This is a genomic window from Paenibacillus mesophilus (assembly GCF_005938385.1).
GTDB lineage: Bacteria > Bacillota > Bacilli > Paenibacillales > NBRC-103111 > Paenibacillus_AB > Paenibacillus_AB mesophilus.
This window is the reverse complement of sequence record NZ_VCRA01000005.1, coordinates 69,295-88,706: the sequence shown is the minus strand read 5'-3', so window position 1 is coordinate 88,706 and position 19,412 is coordinate 69,295. Positions and strand designations below refer to the sequence as shown.

The 19,412-nt window shown below is 52.6% G+C and carries 14 protein-coding genes and 1 pseudogene; 13 read left to right on the top strand and 2 right to left on the bottom strand.

Going from position 1 to position 19,412, the window contains the following annotated elements:
- The first annotated feature begins 18 nt into the window (after positions 1-18).
- The 8 genes from FE783_RS10335 (at position 19) to FE783_RS10300 (ending at position 9,430) form a co-directional block, all read left to right on the top strand.
- Complete coding sequence (locus FE783_RS10335) at positions 19-1,107, top strand: Gfo/Idh/MocA family protein (protein WP_138879276.1); 1,089 nt, start codon at positions 19-21, stop codon at positions 1,105-1,107.
- Between the two features lie 151 nt (positions 1,108-1,258).
- Positions 1,259-1,966, top strand: coding sequence for a DNA alkylation repair protein (locus FE783_RS10330; RefSeq protein ID WP_138879275.1), 708 nt, complete (start codon positions 1,259-1,261; stop codon positions 1,964-1,966).
- Positions 1,967-2,172: 206 nt separating this feature from the next.
- Entirely contained in the window at positions 2,173-3,033 is an 861-nt protein-coding gene (locus tag FE783_RS10325) for a MurR/RpiR family transcriptional regulator (RefSeq protein ID WP_138879274.1), read from the top strand.
- 21 nt (positions 3,034-3,054) lie between these two features.
- Positions 3,055-4,161 (top strand): o-succinylbenzoate synthase, encoded by a 1,107-nt coding sequence (menC, locus tag FE783_RS10320; protein ID WP_138879273.1) that lies wholly within the window; start codon positions 3,055-3,057, stop codon positions 4,159-4,161.
- 36 nt (positions 4,162-4,197) lie between these two features.
- The gene (locus FE783_RS10315) at positions 4,198-5,016 is read left to right on the top strand and encodes a GNAT family N-acetyltransferase (protein WP_138879272.1); all 819 of its coding nucleotides are present in this window, start codon (positions 4,198-4,200) and stop codon (positions 5,014-5,016) included.
- Between the two features lie 199 nt (positions 5,017-5,215).
- A complete protein-coding gene (locus FE783_RS10310; protein WP_138879271.1) occupies positions 5,216-7,180 on the top strand; it encodes an alpha/beta hydrolase in 1,965 nt (654 codons plus the stop codon).
- On the top strand, positions 7,170-8,306 hold the full coding sequence (locus tag FE783_RS10305; RefSeq protein WP_138879270.1) for a M20 peptidase aminoacylase family protein: 1,137 nt from the start codon (positions 7,170-7,172) through the stop codon (positions 8,304-8,306). Before FE783_RS10310 ends, FE783_RS10305 begins: the two co-directional genes overlap by 11 nt.
- An 89-nt stretch (positions 8,307-8,395) precedes the next feature.
- Positions 8,396-9,430: a hypothetical protein gene (locus FE783_RS10300; RefSeq protein WP_138879269.1), complete on the top strand. Its 1,035-nt coding sequence runs from the start codon at positions 8,396-8,398 to the stop codon at positions 9,428-9,430.
- A 978-nt stretch (positions 9,431-10,408) separates the two neighbouring features.
- Here FE783_RS10300 and FE783_RS38950 read toward each other — a convergent pair.
- The gene (locus tag FE783_RS38950) at positions 10,409-10,534 is read right to left on the bottom strand and encodes an AraC family transcriptional regulator (RefSeq protein ID WP_420799727.1); all 126 of its coding nucleotides are present in this window, start codon (positions 10,532-10,534) and stop codon (positions 10,409-10,411) included.
- Positions 10,535-11,118: 584 nt separating this feature from the next.
- Here FE783_RS38950 and FE783_RS10295 point away from each other — a divergent pair.
- A complete protein-coding gene (locus tag FE783_RS10295) occupies positions 11,119-13,086 on the top strand; it encodes a hypothetical protein (RefSeq protein WP_138879268.1) in 1,968 nt (655 codons plus the stop codon).
- A 398-nt stretch (positions 13,087-13,484) separates the two neighbouring features.
- On the opposite strand, the gene FE783_RS38945 is transcribed toward FE783_RS10295, so the two are convergent.
- On the bottom strand, positions 13,485-13,730 hold the full coding sequence (locus FE783_RS38945; RefSeq protein WP_138879267.1) for an SRPBCC domain-containing protein: 246 nt from the start codon (positions 13,728-13,730) through the stop codon (positions 13,485-13,487).
- A gap of 344 nt (positions 13,731-14,074) precedes the next feature.
- Between FE783_RS38945 and FE783_RS10285 the strand changes: the two genes are divergently transcribed.
- From FE783_RS10285 to FE783_RS38255, 4 genes and pseudogenes are all read left to right on the top strand, one after another.
- Positions 14,075-15,841 carry a glycoside hydrolase family 2 protein gene (locus tag FE783_RS10285; RefSeq protein WP_138879266.1) on the top strand — a complete coding sequence of 589 codons (1,767 nt, stop codon included), beginning with the start codon at positions 14,075-14,077 and terminating at the stop codon, positions 15,839-15,841.
- A 38-nt stretch (positions 15,842-15,879) separates the two neighbouring features.
- A complete protein-coding gene (locus tag FE783_RS10280; protein WP_138879265.1) occupies positions 15,880-16,767 on the top strand; it encodes an MBL fold metallo-hydrolase in 888 nt (295 codons plus the stop codon).
- Positions 16,768-16,788: 21 nt separating this feature from the next.
- On the top strand, positions 16,789-17,760 hold the full coding sequence (locus FE783_RS10275) for a glycoside hydrolase family 43 protein (RefSeq protein ID WP_202916169.1): 972 nt from the start codon (positions 16,789-16,791) through the stop codon (positions 17,758-17,760).
- A gap of 59 nt (positions 17,761-17,819) precedes the next feature.
- Positions 17,820-19,349, top strand: a pseudogene (locus FE783_RS38255) (sulfatase family protein).
- Positions 19,350-19,412 lie beyond the last annotated feature (63 nt).

Here is a 19,412-nt window from a genome sequence, read left to right as displayed (position 1 = left end):
TGAGGGAGTGGGAGCGAATTGAGTTCGTCAAAAATTAAAGTAGGTGTCATCGGGCAAGGCCGGAGCGGTAGAGATATTCATACCGAAACGTTGAAAAAGCTTGGAGAAAAGTTCGTCATCGCGGCGGTTTCCGACGAGCTGGAGGAGCGGCGTGACCGCGCCGCCCGCGACTATGGCTGCGATACATACAGCAGCTATAAGGAGATGATGAAGCGGACTGATCTCGATCTGATCGTCAATGCGACGCCTAGCCATCTGCACGTCCCCGTATCGCTGGAATTGTTGGAAGCCGGCTTCAACGTGTTGTGCGAGAAGCCGTTAGCGCGTACTCAAGAAGAAGTGAATCAATTGATCGCCGCATCGAAGCGAGCAGGCAAAGTGATGGCCGTGTTTCACCAGTACCGCTTCTTTCCGGTCGTACAGGAAATCAACAAGGTGCTTGAATCCGGGGTGCTTGGGCGAATCGTGCAAGTTTCGATTTCCGCGAGCAACTTCTCCCGCCGCTGGGACTGGCAGACGTTGAAATCCCGCAACGGCGGCAGCTTGCTGAATACCGGCTCGCACTTTGTCGATTTGTCGCTGCAATGGCTTGGCGTCGAAACGCTCCCGAATGTGCTATGCCGTATGGACAGCGTGAACAGCTTCGGAGATGCGGAAGATTTTTGCAAAATCATATTGAACAGTCCCGGTAAACCGTTGTTCGATATCGAAATATCGAGCTGTAACGCCTACGCCGGCCCTACCTATTTGATTCAGGGGAAAAACGGCAGCTTGAAAGGGAACAATAGCGGCCTCGAATGGAAATATTTCAAGCCGGAGGAGGCACCGCATCACGAGCTGGAGCTTGCGCCGCTTAGCAACGCCGACGGCATGCCGGTATACTGCCGAGAAGAACTGACTTGGTATACCGGAAGCTGGAAATCGGGGGAAGGCACGGCTTATCCCGCTCCTGCGGCCGCTTTCTATCACATGCTGCATGACACATTGACCGAAGGCAAGGCGTTGAAAATTACGCCGGAGCACGTGCGCCAACAAATTGCGATTATGGAAGAAGCTTTCCGGCAAAACCCGCGTTTTGCCCCGGAAGAGCAGCCCGCTTCGAAATGACGAAAGGAATCAAACATAGGTGCTCCAGAATCCCCATAATACTGGGGATTTTTTTTTGGATGCGCATAGGTTTGTGTCACAAGGCCACGCAAGCGTACAATAAAGATAACCTTTGAATATAGTTAATTCAAAAATAAGGAAGTGTTAACCAATGAATGTCGAAACGGTTATGCAGGAGCTTGAAGCACTCGGCAAAGAACGAACCAAGAAAATTTACGTATCCAATGGCGCGCATGAGCCGCTTTTTGGTGTGGCTACAGGCGAAATGAAGCCCATAGTCAAAAAAATTAAAATCAATCAACCTTTGGCTGAGCAGCTTTACACTACGGGGAATTACGACGCCATGTACTTCGCCGGAATTATTGCCGACCCCAAAGCAATGACTGAAGCGGATTTTGAGCGTTGGATAGATGCGGCTTATTTCTATATGCTATCCGATTATGTAGTGGCGGTAACCTTGGCGGAAACGGATATTGCACAAGATGTTGCCGATAAATGGATCGCAAGCGGCGAAGAGCTGAGAATGTCCGCAGGCTGGAGCTGCTACTGCTGGCTTTTGGGGAATCGACCGGACGGTGAATTTTCCGAAAGCAAACTTGCCGACATGCTTGAAAGGGTGGAAAATACGATTCACGATTCTCCCGAACGAACAAAATACGCTATGAACAATTTTATTTACACTGTGGGGGTATCCTATTTGCCTCTCCATGAAAAGGCGGTCCAGACCGCTAGGGCAGTAGGGCCGGTTGAAGTCAAAAAGGACAAGACCAAAAGCAAGTTTCTGAACGCTTCAGAAAATATACAGAAGGCAGTAGATAAAGGACAAATTGGTTTCAAACGCAAACATGTACGGTGTTGAAAAGATTGAGCAATAACTTTCATTTCGGATTCGAGCGAAGCTTTCGCTCGGATCATTATTTGTTTCAGTCACCTATTCGGCGAAAAATAGTTTCGAAACCGTATTCCCTTTTCGATACGGGTGTGGTATAACGGAATTGATAAAAGAATTAAATGATTCATAATAATGCAAATATGAATTACAAAATTCATTAAGGGGATGAACAATTGAAAGCCGATCAATCCACGATCGAGCAGCTTGTCAAAGGAGAGTACGAAGGTTTGTCCGCCGCCCAGAAAAAAGTAGCGGAATATTTGCTGCTTCACCCGGACGAATGCGCATTGCTTACCGCCAAACAGATTAGCCGCGAGGCGGGGGTCAGCGAAACTACCGTGATCAGGCTGTCTTATGCACTCGGATTCGGCAATTTTTCCGAGATGCAGCAGCGTTTGCGAGAGCGGATGCTGAGGAGCAGCGCGATCATTAACGCCACGCCTTCAACGGATAGCGCTCCCCCGGATGATACGAACGTGTTCGCCAAAGTAATCGAGAACGATATCTCGATTCTGAAGCAATCTTTGCAGCAGTTGAATGCGTCGGAGCTATGGAAAGCGGTCGAGGCGTTAATTCAGGCGGATCATGTTCTGGTTGCCGGGTACCGGGCATCGTATGCGGCCGCTTATTGGTTTTCCTTCATGCTGGGCACGACCCGCGACAATGTGCTGCTATGTCCTTCGGGCGGAGACGATCATGCCAAGCTGTTCAATCTTACCCCGCAATCGGTGGCGATCGTAATCTCGGTCCCCCGGTATTCGCGGGAAATCGTAAACTTGGCCAATCGGGCCAAACAGCAGAACGTTACGCTTATTTCCGTGACCGACCGGCTTCTGTCGCCTGTCGGGCGCATATCGGATATTGCTTTGACGACGGATGTAAATGTGGATACAAGCATGGCCTCGATGTCTTCCGTGATCAGTTTGCTGAATCTGCTCATATACGGCATCCAGCTGAAGGACCGGCATCGGTTCCAGATCCGGCAGCAGCGGCTGGAACAATTGTATGCGGCTTCCGAATTGTTTATCGAATAGAGACGGGAAGGAATTACGGGGATGAAGATTGAGAGCGTCGAGCTGCGTTATTTGCGCGTGCCTTTGAAAGCGCCTTTTGAAACGAGTTTCGGACGGTTTTCCGTGAAAGATTGCGTGTTTGTCACTGTATTTAGCGATGGGGTGAAAGGTTATGGCGAAAGCGTCGCCTTCCCGGCCCCTTACTATAATGAGGAAACGACAGAGACGGTATGGCATGTGCTGGAAAGTTTCCTTATTCCGCAGCTGACGGGAAAGGAGGTAAACACGCCGGCGGATGTTTCCGCCCTGCTTGCGCCGGTACGCCGCAACTATATGGCCATTTCATCCATTGAGGCTGCCGTTTGGGATTGTTATTGCAAGCAGAATCGTATTTCGTTAGCCGACGCTTTGGGGGGCAAGAAGCAAGTAATTGAAGTCGGGGTCAGCATCGGCATCGAACCGACGGTCGACCTTGTGTTAAAGAACGTCGAACGTTTCGTGGAGCAAGGATATAAACGAATGAAAGTGAAAATCAAGCCGGGATTCGATGTCCGTCTGGTGGAAGCGATCCGCAAAAGGTTCGGCGACGGGCTGCCTCTGATGGCGGATGCCAATTCGGCATATACGCTACGCGATATCGACACGCTTAAGCAGTTGGACGACTATGGGCTCATGATGATCGAACAGCCGCTAGCACACGACGATATTATCGATCACGCCGTTTTGCAGAAGCAGTTGCGCACGCCGATATGCCTCGATGAAAGCATCCATTCCGTAGAAGATGCCAGGAAAGCGATCGAGCTCGGCAGCTGCCGGATTATGAACATCAAGGTCGGGCGAGTAGGCGGATTGACGAATGCCAGGAACATTCATGACATCTGCATGCGTCATGGCATACCAGTATGGTGCGGAGGGATGTTCGAGCTGGGAGTGGGACGCGCCCACAATATCGCGTTGTCTTCGCTTCCGAACTTTACGATGCCGGGAGATACGTCCGCTTCGAACCGGTATTGGGAGCAAGATATCGTGGAGCCGGCTGTGGAATTCTTTCGGCCGGGTATGCTTGCGGTACCGGACGGGCACGGAATCGGCTATGAGGTCAACTACAAGGCGCTGGACCGCTTGACGATCAGGAAATCGGTTTCTTGACAATCGAATCGAACCTTTGGAGGTGGAATCATCGGTATGGCTATTGTTTGTGATGTCGTTACGGACGTCCGGATCATGAAGGAAATCGTGCTGCTGCAAAAAGAAGTATGGGGTGCGGAATCCGTAACCTCCATGCCGCAGATGATCGCGGCGATTCATCATGGAGGCGCCGTAATCGCGGCATTCGACGAAGGCAAGGTAGTCGGCTTCTGCTATGGCTTCCCGGGGCATAGCGCCGGCAAGACGTATTTGTTTTCCCACATGATGGCGATCCATCCCGACTATCGGGATGAGGGCTTGGGCCAAAGCTTGAAGGAACGGCAGCGACTATGGGCGATCGCTTACGGCTACGACAAAATCGCATGGACGTTCGACCCGCTCGAAACGAGAAACGCACACTTGAATTTGAACAAATTAGGCGGAATCGTCAAAGTGTACCTCACGAATTATTACGGGGAATTGAACGATTCGATGGCCGGGAGCTTTCCGTCCGACCGGTTTCTGGTGGAATGGGAGCTGTACTCGCCTCGTAGCGAAATCGCTATCAAGCATGGCATAACGGCGGATGAGACGATATGGTCCGCTTATGACTTTCTGTTCGAGTGGCAGCTTGAAGGCGCATTTCCGCGGCCTTGCCCCGCTACGTTCCATCCGACGGCCGACGCGTACCTCGTTCCCGTGCCGAACTCGATCCGCGACATGAAGCAGTCTGCCCCGGAGCTCGCCAAAACGTGGCGATTCGAATTGCGTAGGCAGCTGACTCAGTCGTTCGCGCAAGGTTACTGCGTAGTCGGACTATGGCGTACCGAACAGCCCGTTCATTATTACGTACTGGAAAAAAAGCAGTTCGAATAATCATATCAGTCCTAACATGAATAGCCGGCTGCAGCGGAGGCAAAGCGTCGAATGAGACCCGCGACGACAGCGGCGTATCGTACAAAGGCTTTCAGGCTAAAGGCTTTCAGGCTAAAGGCTTCCATTTCGCGACGAATACGCGGGGTAAGCCGAAAATCCGAAAAAGTAACCGTTATATAGGGAATGGGGAAGAGTCGAGATGAAGGTCGCCGATTTAGAGAACTACAAGATAGGCATATACGACGTGAAGGATCAACTGAAGCAGATGGTGTACGGCCGGTCGGCGGCAGCTTTTGCGGCGGGGGACCGGGCCCGGGACGAGATCGTTACGGTCGCACAGTTGGAGCGCCGTCGAAGCTTTATGCGCGACGCATTTATTCAATCGATGGGTGGGCTTCCGCCCAGCGATACGCCGCTTAACCCGCAAATAACGGGGACTTTGCGGGGGGGCGGCTATACGATCGAGAAAGTGATGTTCGAGTCGCGTCCGAATCAATGGGTTACGGCCAATCTGTACATACCGGACGGAGTCGGATCGCCGACCGGAGCGGTATTGCATTTATGCGGGCACAACCCTATGGCGAAGCATTCCGATTTGTATCAGACCGTATCGCTGCATCTCGTTCGTGCGGGGTTGATCGTGCTCAATATGGACCCGATCGGCCAAGGGGAACGGTTAAGCTATTACGACCGAGATACGGAGAAGGCAATTGTTGCAGCCTCGACCCGGGAGCACGAATACGTCGGAAAGCAATGTTTGCCGCTAGGCGACAATCTTGCCCGTTATTTTATTCATGATACGATGCGTGCGATCGATTACTTATGCACGCGTCCGGAGGTGGACCCGTCGAAAATCGGCGTAACCGGCTGTTCCGGCGGCGGGACGCAGACGAGCGCGGCCATGATATGCGATCCCCGCATCGCCGCCGCCGCGCCGGCCGCCTTCATCATGAGCCGGGAGTCGTACCTGTATGCGGGTCAAGCGCAGGATGCGGAGCAAATATGGACGGGGATGACAAAGCTTGGGTTTGACCACGAAGATATCCTGATGGCGATGGCTCCGCGTCCCACGCTCGTATTGGCGGCGGAATACGATTTCTTCCCGATTGAAGGGACACGCAGAACGGTACAACGAACGGAACGGTTTTGGGAGTTGTACAAGGGGGACAATCGGCTGGAGCTGTTCGAGGACCCGACCGTACACACGTATTCGGTGCCGATGGCGATAGCGGCCGCCGCCTTTTTCAGCAAGCATTTATTGGGGAAAGAACTTGCATGTACGTGGGACGGCATACAGCCGATCGATCCGAAGCTTTTATGGTGCACGAAGAGCGGACAAGTGCGCGGCGATCGTGACGATGTGCGCGGAGTTCATGAGGAAAACCGGGACCGTCTCTCCGGTTTGGAGCGAGACGCCGCAGCCGTACCTGATGAGGTCAGAAAAGATCGGGCGATCGCTTGGCTGCGCGACCGGGTGTACGGGGATCGCAAGCCGTGTGAGCTAGGACCGCGCCGGGTATCGCTTGGCCGGTTGGGGGAAGACTTGACCGTTGAAAGCGTTTTATGGTGGAGCCAGACGTCGCTGTTTAATCACGGATTCATGTTCCGCAGCAGCTCCTGTGCCAACGCGGATTCACCCGTTACGATCGGGCTATGGGCTCGCGGCACCAAAGAGCTGGAACCGCACTTGGCATGGATACGCGAAACTTGCGGCTCGGGGAGGGCGGTTTTCGTGCTGGACGTATCCGGCGACGGGGCGGTGTTGCCGAATAGCATTACAACGCACGGGGGCTTGCACGATTTTTACGGGACGATCCACAAATTTACGATCGATCTGTTCTGGCTGGATGACAGCTTGGCGGCCGTGCGCACTTACGACGTGATCCGCTCGCTCGATATCGTGGAACTGCTGGGCGAGGGAACCGGTAAAGACATTCGGCTGTACGCAACCGGGAAGTTCAGCTTGTACGGACAACTGGCGAGTATACTGGATAGCCGGCTGAAGCGGCTTGACATAACCGACGGCATCGGCAGCATTGCGGAGTGGGTCCGTTCACGCTACTACGATACATTGGACTGCGAGGGCATCATCTTACCTGGCATGCTGCGCTATTTTGATTTGCCTGATTTGGATCGATGGGGGCATGCTGCTCATGTTGAATAAAATCAAAGAGTGGACGGCTCGCAACCGCACGCAGTTGGAATCGACATACGGCGATCTTCACAGGAGGGCGGAAGCGAGCTGGCACGAATACAATACGCAAACGTACCTTTGCGCGGAATTGGAGCGTATGGGCATCCCGTACCGGACCTTTCCCGACCAGACCGGCATTGTCGCCGAATGGGACGAAGGGGAAGCGGGGCCTACGATCGCCCTCCGAGCGGATATGGACGCTTTGTCGCACGAGATGAATGACGACGGCCGGCAAATCATTCATTCTTGCGGCCACGATGCCCATATGACGATCGTGCTGCACGCCGTACAATGTTTGCGGCAGTGCGGCTTCCGCCCCCGGGGACGATTGAAGCTGCTGTTTCAGCCGGCCGAAGAGACGGGGGAAGGCGCTCTGTCGTTTATTCGAAACGGGGTGATCGAAGATGTGAACGGCATGCTCGGCATTCATCTTCGACCGATCCAAGAGCTTCCGCTCGGCAAAGCTTCGGCCGCGATCTACCACGGGGCGGCCGCTCAACTGCGCGGGGAGATTAGAGGCGTGCAGGCTCATGCGGCAAGACCGCATCTCGGAGTCAACGTCATCGACTCGCTGTCGGCTATCGTTCAAGCGGTTAACGCCGTTAAGACGAACCCGGGTGTCCCCCATACGGCCAATGTAACGCAGGCGTCGGCTGGCGGCACGATCAATATCATCCCCGACTATGCGGTATTCGGCATCGATTTGCGTTCGCAGACGAATGACGGCATGGACGATCTGATCCGCCGGGTCCGGCGCGGCGTTCTATCGGCCGGAACGGCGAACGGCGCCGAGGTCACGCTGGACGTCGCGACCCGGACGGCTGCTGCTGCGCCGAACCCGATGATGGAGCGGATCGTGAGTGAGGCGATTCGGGAAATGCTCGGGGAAGAAGGGTGGAGTCCGCCGATCGTAACGTCCGGCGGGGAAGATTTTCATTTCTATCCGCTGGAGAGGCCGCAGCTGTCGGCGACGATGATCGGGCTGGGCGCATCATTACGTCCGGGCCTGCATCATCCCGACATGTCATTCGATTTGGACGCCCTCCGGCATGGAGTATCGATAATGGCCGCGGCTGCGGTGCTGTTGTTCAAATAGTTAAAGGATCCACGGACAGGATAGTTGAAAAGGAACTTATTAAACTTATGGTAAGCTCTTGCCTGAATATAGGATCGGAGGTATAGTCCATGAAAATAGGGACGGCTCGAGCGGCAGCAACAGAGTGGGTAATGCAGTGTGCTAGTCGGGAAGCATGGTTCGTAGGGGCGTATTTCAGCGGCTCGACGGTTGGTCAGCCGGATGACATGATGATGTCAGTGGGCTCAGACATTGATGTTGTCGTTGTTACCTCTGAAGCAGAACCACCTTTGAAACTGGGGAAGTTCATTTACCGCGATGCGCTGATCGAAATAACCTTCTTATCGTGGAACCAGATCTCTTCTGCCGAGGAGGTTCTGACATCGTATCACCTAGCCGGCAGCTTCCGCGTGGATACCATCATTGCAGACCCTACCGGACAGCTGCACGGCGTGCAGCAGAAGGTGTCGCGCCATTTTGCCGAGAGGGAATGGGTGCGGCGCCGCTGCGAAAACGTTAGGCAGAAGATAGAGCATGGTTTACGGAACATCGATATGACGGCACTATGGCATGACCAGATTATGGCATGGTTGTTCATGACCGGAGTCACCACACACGTCCTTCTCGTCGCAGCTCTTCGCAACCCTACCGTGCGGCTTCGCTACCTGGCTACGTACAACGTGCTACAGGAGTTCGGGCGAACCGATATCTATCCGGAATTGTTGAGGCTGTTAGGCTGCGAGCATTGGACCCCGCAGCGAACCAGCCATCATCTGAGCGCGCTTGCCCGTACCTTCGACGTCGCCGCGGCGCACGCCAAGACCCCATTCTTCTTCAGCAGTGACATTACCGCCGCTTCACGACCGATTGCGATTGACGGTAGTCGTAGCCTTATCCACAATGGATATCACCGCGAAGCGGTGTTCTGGATCGGTGCTACCTTCGCCCGGTGCCACAAAATGCTCTCCGCAGATGCCCCAAAACTACAAGTTGAGCTTGCTCCGGCGTTTGAGGAATTCGTCATCGACCTCGGCATCACCTCGTCCGACACCCTTGTGCAACGTGCCGAGGACGTGCTGCTGTTTCTACCACGGCTTTGGGACGAGGCCGAATCGATTATGCTGGCCAATTGGGAGATTTTGTAGTGTAGAAAAGAGATTGATAAATATTTTTCGTAACAGAGACGTACTCAATATCGGTTGTACATGATCACCGCATAAGGAGCTGACCCTATGGAGATTCAAAGTCCCGGTTGCATTAACCGGGAATCAGTTTATTTGGATTAATCGGGCGGCGGAGAACCGGAACATACTGACCGAGTTTGTCAACTGCCAGTTCCAGAAAGACATAGACGTTTCGGACTATGTCGTTCGCATCCAGGAGGAAGGTACGCTGAAACCAAAGACCCTTTTCAAAGGATGCGTCTTTTATAACCGGAACGACAATGTTACTGCCACGAATACGTTCGTCTGGATCGTCAGAACGGGAACCGATTATTACTTCGCCGATTGCTTTTCCGACGATACGGTGCAGAACCCGGTGAAGGTGAGCGCCGCGCTGACGGTTCCCACCGGCAATACGATGGTAGACTTGCACTAAAGTCAGTACGACATAGCGCGAATTTTACTGCGATGTTGGCCTGTAAGCCGTAGGAATGAGGGAGTCCGGATTTTAAGTGAAAAAACGTTCGAATCCGCTCAAAAAGCGGAATTGAACGTTTTTTTATCGGTGGTGGGCTGAATAAACCGCAAAAGTTACCTTTGTTTATAGTCACCGGAGCTAGCGGTGCGGGGAAAACTACTGTTTGACCAGAACATGTCCAGAATGATAGTAGAGCATAAACCGCTTTATTTATCGGAGAACAAGGCTGGAACGAGACTAACATCGAATATGATATCTCGCCGGTCCCTAGCGGCGGCGTTCATACCAGTAACAGGTTTAATCACGCAATCCGGTTTAGGATTGCGTGATTATGTGTCTTAAATCTATTGGGACGTTTTGTAAAGACTTCGGCCCGGCCCAAACGGGACATTTCCAAGTGAAAGATGTCCGCTTCGTTGATTGTTGCTTACGTTTATTTCCACTACACTTGGGGGCAAAGGGAGGTGAAGCCAATCATTTGATCAAGACTCGGGATGACAAATCCCGGTTTGCTGCCTGCTTCTGTATTCGTTCGGGGTCATCCCCGGCTTTTTCTTGAAAAGAGAATGGAAACGGTGGGTCGAGGCGCAGCCGGCTTCCTCGTCGATCTGCGACAGGCAAATCGGTTAACCGCAACATTCCTTCGCCACTTCGAGTCGCGTATCGAGCAGCTTTTGCTTGGAAGTACTGAACTTGCTTCGTGCTCAAATTCAATTGCGCGGCGAGCATTTCCGGCGTCAGATTGTGCTGGTACCCATGAAAAAATGATCGATGATGTGGGACGCAAATCGTCCTTGACTCTGCTCGGCATGGCGTAATCGTCCCGGCTTGTAAAACGAAGTGTACCGCGGCTACAGGATCGTTCTCGTCCGGCTTGACGCATGAAAGATGTTCAGCCCGATCGGATGAATGGAACCGGTTTCAAAGCTAGCCGGATCAAATGAATTGCAGCTCGAAGGCGACGTGATTCTGCTCGGGGACGGTCTGGAGGACGGCAAGCATTTCCGCATCTTATCTCGGGAAGCGACAAAGGTATGCTGTACCTGCTAGTCGACGAAGGGGAAGCATGGAACAACGGACATTCAAGTTTCGGTCCGCATCATTCTGATTAAGCAGGATAAGATTTGATTGAAAATACCGACGGTTCTTTAAAAATGAAAGCGGAATCATAAAAAAGCGAGGAGAGATGAACATGGATTCACAAAACAAAGCGAGCGAAAGGAGCGGCATTGGCAAGAAGCTAAGCCGCAGAAAGCTGATCGCTTCCTTCGGACTGATCAGCGCCACCGTTGCGACGAGTGGATTGATGCGCGTTTATGGCAGCCAAAATAACGAATTACCGATCGGTAGGAACGATGGTGGTGCGGATATTCGCAATGGAATGGATCGAAAAATCCCGTTTGCCTCGCCTCACAGCCCTTACCTGGTCGAAACCATTGAACAGTTGCGCGCACTCACAGGAATGAGCGACGGAAATACCACGGTCATCCTCGCTACGGGCCGTGCGGGCTTATTTCGTTGGACAGCTCAAAATAAGAGCGGCGAAGTGGCAAATGATCCGCAGATGGGGATTTATGCTCCATCTAATGCTGATCCGACAGGTTCAAGCGGGTGCTGGGTTAGAGAGCGAACGAAAAATATCATTAAACCGGAGTGGTTTGGCGCGTCATGGGACGGATCAACAGATGACACATCTTCTATCCAGCACGCCGTAAACTTTGCCGAACCCGATGCCACGATTCTTTACAGTCCCGGTGATGTCAGGCTGGATGGGAACATTATCCTTAACAAGCCCGGGAAGCATATCGCGATGGGGACAAGCTTCAGGAGAGCGTCACTGAATAATACAGACAACTTTTTCCATGGCCAGAATATTACCGGCGTTATTGTAATCAAGGGAGCGCGGTATTATGGTTCTGTCGACAGAACCAAGGCCGGTTTTTCATCTTCAGCCGCTTGTATACGTTTTGACGGTTGTAGCGATGTAAGGATCTATGATATCTACGCAACAGGAGGGGCGAGCGGGATACAAGCATATAGATGCAGCGCGTTGACCGTTTTTGACTCAGAGGTGACAGGAAATGTGCTTACAGGCATTAGCGGCATATGTAATAACGTAGCCATAAAAAGAATCAAAAGTCATCGAAATGGATATTTGGCTTCCGGACTCACCCATGAAGTTTACTTTTTGAACAGCAGCAATGGGGTGATAACAGATAGCGAATTTGGCGATCCTATTGATCCTTCATCTACTACACTCGTTATTCGCTACGATCAACCGCAGGATGACGGAGGAGCATTTTCCGAGGTTTCCAATTGGACTATTCTCGGCTGTAAATTATATGGGGGCATGGGGGCCAGATTTAATTCTATTGCTAGTTCCGTTGCAAACAGAAAGCCTGTTAAAGGAATAAAATTCCTTCAAAATCTATGCTCCGGCGGCGCCGGACTGCGAATAGATGAGCCGGATCAGTGTGTCAGCGCCAATAATGTGATGGATTTTCTTACGGTTGCGGGTGCGGCTCAATATCCAGGGTACACCATCGGCTTTGTCAGCCAAAACGATCGCGCCAAGCGCGTCAACGAGAACGTTCTTACTGCTCTGCGATCCGCCGCTATTGATGGTGTCAGATTCGAGAACACCATGCTGGATAACGGTGCCGATCCTGCTTTCAACGTGATAACCGGATACGGCGGCATTGCGGCGTGCAGTATCATTAACCCTATCATCAAAGGGACAGGAGCTCCGTTTGACAGCGGATTCTTAACGCGGTATCGAGTAAACCGAGACGTAAAAGTACTTTCTACAACAGGTATGAAGCTGTTTAACAATGAGGCAATCGTCCTCGAAACCTCTTCAGCCTATACGCCTAATAACAATAAAGCCGGCGCCGCACCATTTTACTTTGCACTTTCAGATCCCGCCGGCACTAGCATTCACCCTCCCTCCATCGCGGCAGAAGGCATGGGCTTAGAGATGGTTTTACGAAATACGGGAGGAACAGGGATGGCCGTCACTTTCGACTCCGTATATAAATTGACGGCCCTCACGGCATCCAATCTTGGAAGCAGTTCCTTGCACCAATTTATGTACCTTAAATTCATGTACATACAGGGCGGCTGGAGACAACTAGGTGAAGGGGCTTGGACACAAAGCTGATCCCTCCTCACGACGGATCACGGAGCATTTGGCATATGCCGAAAATGTCGTCCTATGCAATCGGAGCGATCATTAATCGGGTCGTCACCCGGCTTCCGTCCGATCAATGCTTCGTCAACGTGGGGGTTTGGAGCGGATTTTCCTTCTTGGCAGGGCTGTTACACAACCCCGACAAAACATGTATAAGCGTCGACACTTCTCGCAATTCGGCGGTCCGCGCACGGAATTGGGGTAGTACAAGCGTCGCTGTCACGAGGTGCAAACGTATGGACATAAAAAATGTAAAAACCCTCCATCGCGGAGGTTTTTTTTAAAATTGACAGCACTATTACGCAGGCCGTGAAGACTTCTTCTCTGATCTTGCTGACGTCTACTTTTACTGGTCGCGCAGTGCGTCGTCAGATCGTCCGGCGCATTGGACCAGCCGTCGTAAAAGTACTTATCGCCGGGGGACCGCCCAATCCACGCAGGTGGAAGATCATCTCGGTGCGGTCGCCCTGTGCGGTGAGGGTTAGGCTCACGACAGGGGAATTCTCGATGGGATCATCGGGGTAACCCCAGGTGGAGACGAGCCGTTCGAAAGGTACGACATCGAGGAACACACCTCCGGTGGGATACTCCTCGCCGGTCTCGGCGTTGCCCATTGTGAAGCGGTAGCGTCCGCCTTCGCGGACGTCGAAGGAGATAGTATTCTACGTAAAGACAATCCCGGCTTCCTCCAGCTTCTGAATGTGCTTCGTGATGATCGCCGACGAGAAGCAAGCGCTTCTGCAAGCTCTAATATTGTATGGTCTCCCGTTGAGTAATTGTATAATGCGAACCCGTGTTTCCGAAAAAAAACATTCCAGGACGTTCATATTTTTTTGAGTAACATATATGTTAACTAATGAACATAATAGTTGACAGGAGAAGAATGGCAACTTATTATATTAATAAATGATTAATAATATTAACATTCTAGTTTAACTAAATTAAAGGGAGTGCCGACATGCCTCAAGAAATATTGCGGCCTGAATACCCGCGTCCGCAGCTTGTAAGGGAGCATTGGCTCAATTTAAACGGAACATGGGAGTTTGAATTCGACGATGAGCGAATCGGGGATGAGCAACAGTGGGGGCTTGGCGCCAAATCCTTTACCAGACAAATTCAAGTCCCGTTCGCGTACCAAAGCAAATTAAGCGGGATTGGCGAGACGGGTTTTCACGATCTGGTATGGTACAAACGTAGCATCACCATCCCGGAGAATTGGTCGGACCAAAACATTGTGCTGCACTTCGGGGCGGTAGACTATGCGGCAACCGTATGGGTGAACGGGCGGCAGGTCGCGTTCCACGAAGGCGGGCACACACCGTTCCAAGCGGACATTACATCAGCTCTCAAGCAAGGGGACAACGTGCTGGTCGTTCGCGCCGAAGATTTCAGCCGCGATGTGACGCTTCCACGCGGGAAGCAATATTGGAAGGAAGATTCAGCCTCGATTTTCTACACGCGGACTACTGGCATTTGGCAGACGGTATGGATCGAACCGGTCAACAGGCTGCACATTCGGAAGCTGAAATTCAAGCCGGATATCGACAGGAATGAGATTCAAATTCGCACCTTCCTGAACCGAGCGCCTGCAGGCTGCAAGGCAGAGGTCCGGATCGATATTCGCTTCAAGGACGAATATTTCGCCAGTACAACCTTCAGCATTCGACAGGCGGAGGAATCGATAACGATCGGGCTTCACGATTTCAACGATCACGGACTGGGCCGCTGGTGGACACCGAACAAGCCGAGCCTCTACGATACGACAATAACTCTGCTCGTCGACGGACAGGTAGCGGATACGTTGGAAAGCTATTTCGGCATGCGCAAAATTTCCGTCGAAGCGGGCAAAGTGATGCTCAATAACCGGGTTTATTTCATGCGCTTGATTCTCGATCAAGGCTACTTCCCTGACGGCATACTGACGGCCCCGAGCGACGAGGCGTTGAAGCAAGATATCGAGCTGGCGAAATCCATGGGCTTTAACGGAGCTCGCAAGCATCAGAAAATCGAGGATCCCCGCTTTCTGTATTGGGCCGATAAGCTGGGGTATCTCGTCTGGGGGGAAATGGCCAACGCTTACAGCTATTCGGAAGACTACGTTCGCAAGGTAACGCAGGAATGGAATGAAGCCATAGAACGGGATTACAATCATCCCAGCATCGTTGTTTGGGTACCGCTCAATGAAAGCTGGGGCGTGCCGAATATTCTCGTTGACAAGCGGCAGCAGCAGCACGCCTTGGCGATGTACCATATGACGAAATCTCTGGATGATACTCGCCTCGTCGTCTCCAACGACGGGTGGGAGAATATGAGCACCGATCTCGTCACCATTCACGATTATGAGTGGAGACGGGGTGATCTGGAGGAACGTTATTCCACACTGGAGAAAACCTTGGGCCCCAAGCCGCACCGGCGCGAGGTTCTCGTCGGGGGCACGGTCTACGAAGGACAGCCGATTCTGGTGACCGAGTTTGGCGGTATCGCCTTTAAGAAAAGCGAGTGGGAAGGCTGGGGCTATTCCGGTGCCGAGAATGAAGAAGATTTCCTCAAGAAGCTGGCGGATGTTGTGGAGCCTTTCCTGCAATCCCCACATGTCCAAGGCATTTGTTATACCCAGTTGACGGATGTCGAGCAAGAAATTAACGGCTTGCTGACCTACGATCGGGTACCGAAGGCGCCTTTGGAACAGATCAAGAAAATATTCAGCGGCTCTGTAAAATATTAATGCAAGACAAAAATATATCGCTGATGGAGTGATCCAGGATGCAGTCGCCTCAGAAGGATCGGGTTCGGACGCCGGAGCGGCTCATGGAGGAAATCAGGGGGACGCGGCCGCCGTTCGGTTGTGTGGCCGTGTGGTTTTTCGGACAAGAAAGTGTTGTGGTCAAAGGAAACGAGACTGTCATCCACGTCGACCCGTTCTACTCCGATTACCTCGAAGTGCGTGGAGTGAAGCGAGCCTATCCCGCATTGCTTAAGCCAGTGAATATCACTGTCGCCGATTTATGCTTGATCACCCACGAGCATGAAGACCACTTGGATCCATGGACGCTGAAGGTGATTGCCGAGCAATGTCCGGAGGCGATGTTCATGGCGCCTAAATGCTGCAGAGCTGAGCTGGAGTCGACCTGCGGGATTAAGCCGGAACGGATTATCGATGCGCTTACCGGCGAGTGGATGGAGTTTAAAGGTAGAGGCGGGGAACGGATCCGTATCAAGCCGATCCCGGCGGCTCACGAAGAGGTCGAGACGACGGGAAGCGATCGGTCGCATCGTTATGTGGGCTACTTGCTGGAGATGAACGGCGTCAAAGTGTATCACGCGGGCGATACCGTCATCTACCCCGGTCTTCCGGAGCTGCTTGCCGAGGAAGCGATCGATCTTGGGATGCTCCCGATTAACGGCCGGGATTATTTCAGGACGTCCCGCGGGATCGTCGGGAATATGAATGTTCGCGAAGCGGCGGAGCTGGGCAAGATGACGCGTATGGATACGGTAATTCCGCTCCACTATGATCTATTTGACGGAAACAGCGAGAAACCGGGGAATTTCGTGCAAGAGCTTTACGAACGATACCCCGAGCAGAAGTGCCACGTCATGGCGCGAGGCGAACGTTTCATCTATTCTTGCCCCCGATCGTTCCTTTCATAAATTCCAGAGGGGATGAAGGTTATGGACAAAACGGTAACGGAAGTTTATCGTAACCCGCTTGCTATTCAACGAATCGGTGATCCGTTCGTGTTGAAGGCTTCAGACGGAAAATATTACTGCTATCCCACTTCGGCGGGCGATCATGGATATAAAGCTTGGACTTCGGACGATTTGGTGAACTGGCGGGAGTTAGGCTTCGTGTACGAGAAAAACGAAAAAAGTTGGGGCTACAAGCAGTTTTGGGCACCGGAGGTCGTCGAGAATAACGGCCGCTTTTATATGTACTATACCGCGAGATGGACGGAGAAGGACAGTCTTCGCATCGGCGTTGCCGTGGCCGACAAGCCGTTCGGTCCTTTCATCGACGTCTACGACCGGCCCATGTTCGACTTCGGCTATGCCGCGATCGATGCAAACGTCCTTATCGATGAGGACGGCGGCAAATACTTGTATTACTCGCGCGATTGCTCGGAAAATTACATTGGCGAACAGCGCGAAAGCCATATCTATGGCGTTCGTCTTGCTGACGATATGATAAGTGTCATCGGAGAACCCGCTCTGCTGCTGAAGCCGGAGCAGGAATGGGAATTGAAATCCGGCCTAAAGGTATATTGGAACGAAGGCGCCTTTGCGCTTAAACGAAACGGAATTTACTATTTGATGTATTCGGCCAATTTCTATGCGAGCAAGCATTATTCAGTCGGCTATGCGATTTCGGACCATCCGCTCGGGCCTTATCGAAAATATGAGCACAACCCGGTGCTGGCTTCCAATAGGGACGATATTTCGGGACCGGGGCATCACTGCGTCATCGATTCACCGGACGGCTCGGAGCTATTTATCGTTTACCATACTCATACCGATGCTGCGATCGGGGGCGGCAATCGCCAAGTTTGTATCGACAGGATGGGCTTTAGAGAGGACGGCTCGATCTATGTGAACGGTCCTACGCTGACCGATCAGCCGGTTCCGTCCAATCGGATAGTTGAATGAGTGAACAGTAGGCTGCCGTAGTCGGCGTGAAATAGTCTATTTTACAAGGAGAGAACCCGATGCCGCGACCCAACATTCTGCTTATTCAAACCGACCAGCAAACGGCGGAAACGTTAAGCCTGTACGGCAATCCGGTGCTGCAAACTCCGGCTTTGGAACGCCTTGCGGAGAAGGGTGTCTTGTTCGAGCTTGCGTTTTGCAACTATCCGGCATGCTCGCCATCGCGTTCATCCATGTTTACAGGCCGTTACGCTTCGACGATCGGCGTCCATGCAAATCATATGCTGATTAACCCGAACGAAACAACGCTGCCTCAGGTGTTGAAGGAGAACGGCTATCAGACCGCGATTATCGGGAAAAATCACGCGTTCATGATTGACGCGGCCAAATCGTACTATCCGGGCTCCGTTCCCGAGAAGGCCAGTCTGCTGCGGCAAGTTTTCGATCACGTTCGGCTTGCCGAGCACGGACATATGGTCGACGGGTACCGGAACGATCCGGAAAGTATCACAGCTCATGAATGGGCCGAGCGCAACTGCTGGAACAGCCCGCTCGGACATGGCACAAATCCGGCCAGACCGGAGAAATGCGGCACCTACCTCCTCGGCCAATCGATGGTAGATTATCTGGAAGAGGTGAGAGACCCGGAGAAGCCGTTCTTCACGTGACTGTCGTTCCCGGATCCGCACACCCCGTATCAGGTGCCGGAGCCATATGCCAGTATGATCGATCCGGCCGATGTGCCGCTTCCGCCCAAGGACAATCTGGACGGCAAGCCGGAGCGGCAAAAGGTTATGCACGTGATGGACGCGATGGATCGCGCCGACGACGACTTGATCCGCAAGGTACGGGCCATTCACTACGGCATGATCAAGTTTATCGACGATACGCTCGCGATCGTTTTCACCAAGATGGAATCGCTCGGCTTAATGGACAATACGATTATTGTCTTCACTTCCGATCACGGGGATTCCATGGGGGCGCACGGGCTCATCCAGAAGCATAATGGGTTCTACGATTCATTTACGCATGTACCGTTTATCGTCTATGCGCCAGGTTACGAAGGACCGAAGCGTACCGCTCATATGGTCGAACTGGTTGACGTCATGCCGACCTTGCTGGAGATGGCAGGAGTACCGGTTCCGTACGGCTGCCAAGGCCGGAGCCTCGCGCCGTTCCTTCGGTCGGAGCAGGATTACGTCCCTCGGGATTATGTGGTTATGGAAAGCGGGGAGGAGGGAGAGCCGCTGAAGCTCGCGGATATGACCGGCCGGCCGGAGCATCCGTTCGACGAACGGTACTTCGTCTGGTGCGCGTACCGCGAAGCCTGGCTGGGCAAAGGGAAAAGCATCCGCACCCGCGACTGGAAGCTGAACATCTATGCGAACGGGGAAGGGGAGCTGTACGACATGAAGAGCGACCCGCACGAGCTGACGAACTTGTTCGGCGACCCGGCCTATGACCCAATCGTTCACGGGCTCGAGAGGAAGTTGCTCCTGTGGTCGATGGCCAAAGAGGATCGCCTCCCTATGAATACGACCGTTACATTGAACTACGAAGATAAGAGGAAAGAAAATGAGCGATCATGAGCGATCTAAACCGAAACCATTACTCAATATCCGACGGCCAATTATCGTTATAATAAGGCGCTT

Excerpts from the sequence above, each read along its gene's own strand:
- FE783_RS10330 (WP_138879275.1), top strand. The coding sequence starts at position 1,259 with ATGAATGTCGAAACGGTTATGCAGGAGCTTGAAGCACTCGGCAAAGAA.
- menC (WP_138879273.1), top strand. The coding sequence starts at position 3,055 with ATGAAGATTGAGAGCGTCGAGCTGCGTTATTTGCGCGTGCCTTTGAAA.
- FE783_RS10315 (WP_138879272.1), top strand. The coding sequence starts at position 4,198 with ATGGCTATTGTTTGTGATGTCGTTACGGACGTCCGGATCATGAAGGAA.
- FE783_RS10310 (WP_138879271.1), top strand. The coding sequence starts at position 5,216 with ATGAAGGTCGCCGATTTAGAGAACTACAAGATAGGCATATACGACGTG.
- FE783_RS10305 (WP_138879270.1), top strand. The coding sequence starts at position 7,170 with ATGTTGAATAAAATCAAAGAGTGGACGGCTCGCAACCGCACGCAGTTG.
- FE783_RS10300 (WP_138879269.1), top strand. The coding sequence starts at position 8,396 with ATGAAAATAGGGACGGCTCGAGCGGCAGCAACAGAGTGGGTAATGCAG.
- FE783_RS10295 (WP_138879268.1), top strand. The coding sequence starts at position 11,119 with ATGGATTCACAAAACAAAGCGAGCGAAAGGAGCGGCATTGGCAAGAAG.
- FE783_RS38945 (WP_138879267.1), bottom strand. The coding sequence starts at position 13,730 with ATGGGCAACGCCGAGACCGGCGAGGAGTATCCCACCGGAGGTGTGTTC.
- FE783_RS10285 (WP_138879266.1), top strand. The coding sequence starts at position 14,075 with ATGCCTCAAGAAATATTGCGGCCTGAATACCCGCGTCCGCAGCTTGTA.
- FE783_RS10280 (WP_138879265.1), top strand. The coding sequence starts at position 15,880 with ATGCAGTCGCCTCAGAAGGATCGGGTTCGGACGCCGGAGCGGCTCATG.
- FE783_RS10275 (WP_202916169.1), top strand. The coding sequence starts at position 16,789 with ATGGACAAAACGGTAACGGAAGTTTATCGTAACCCGCTTGCTATTCAA.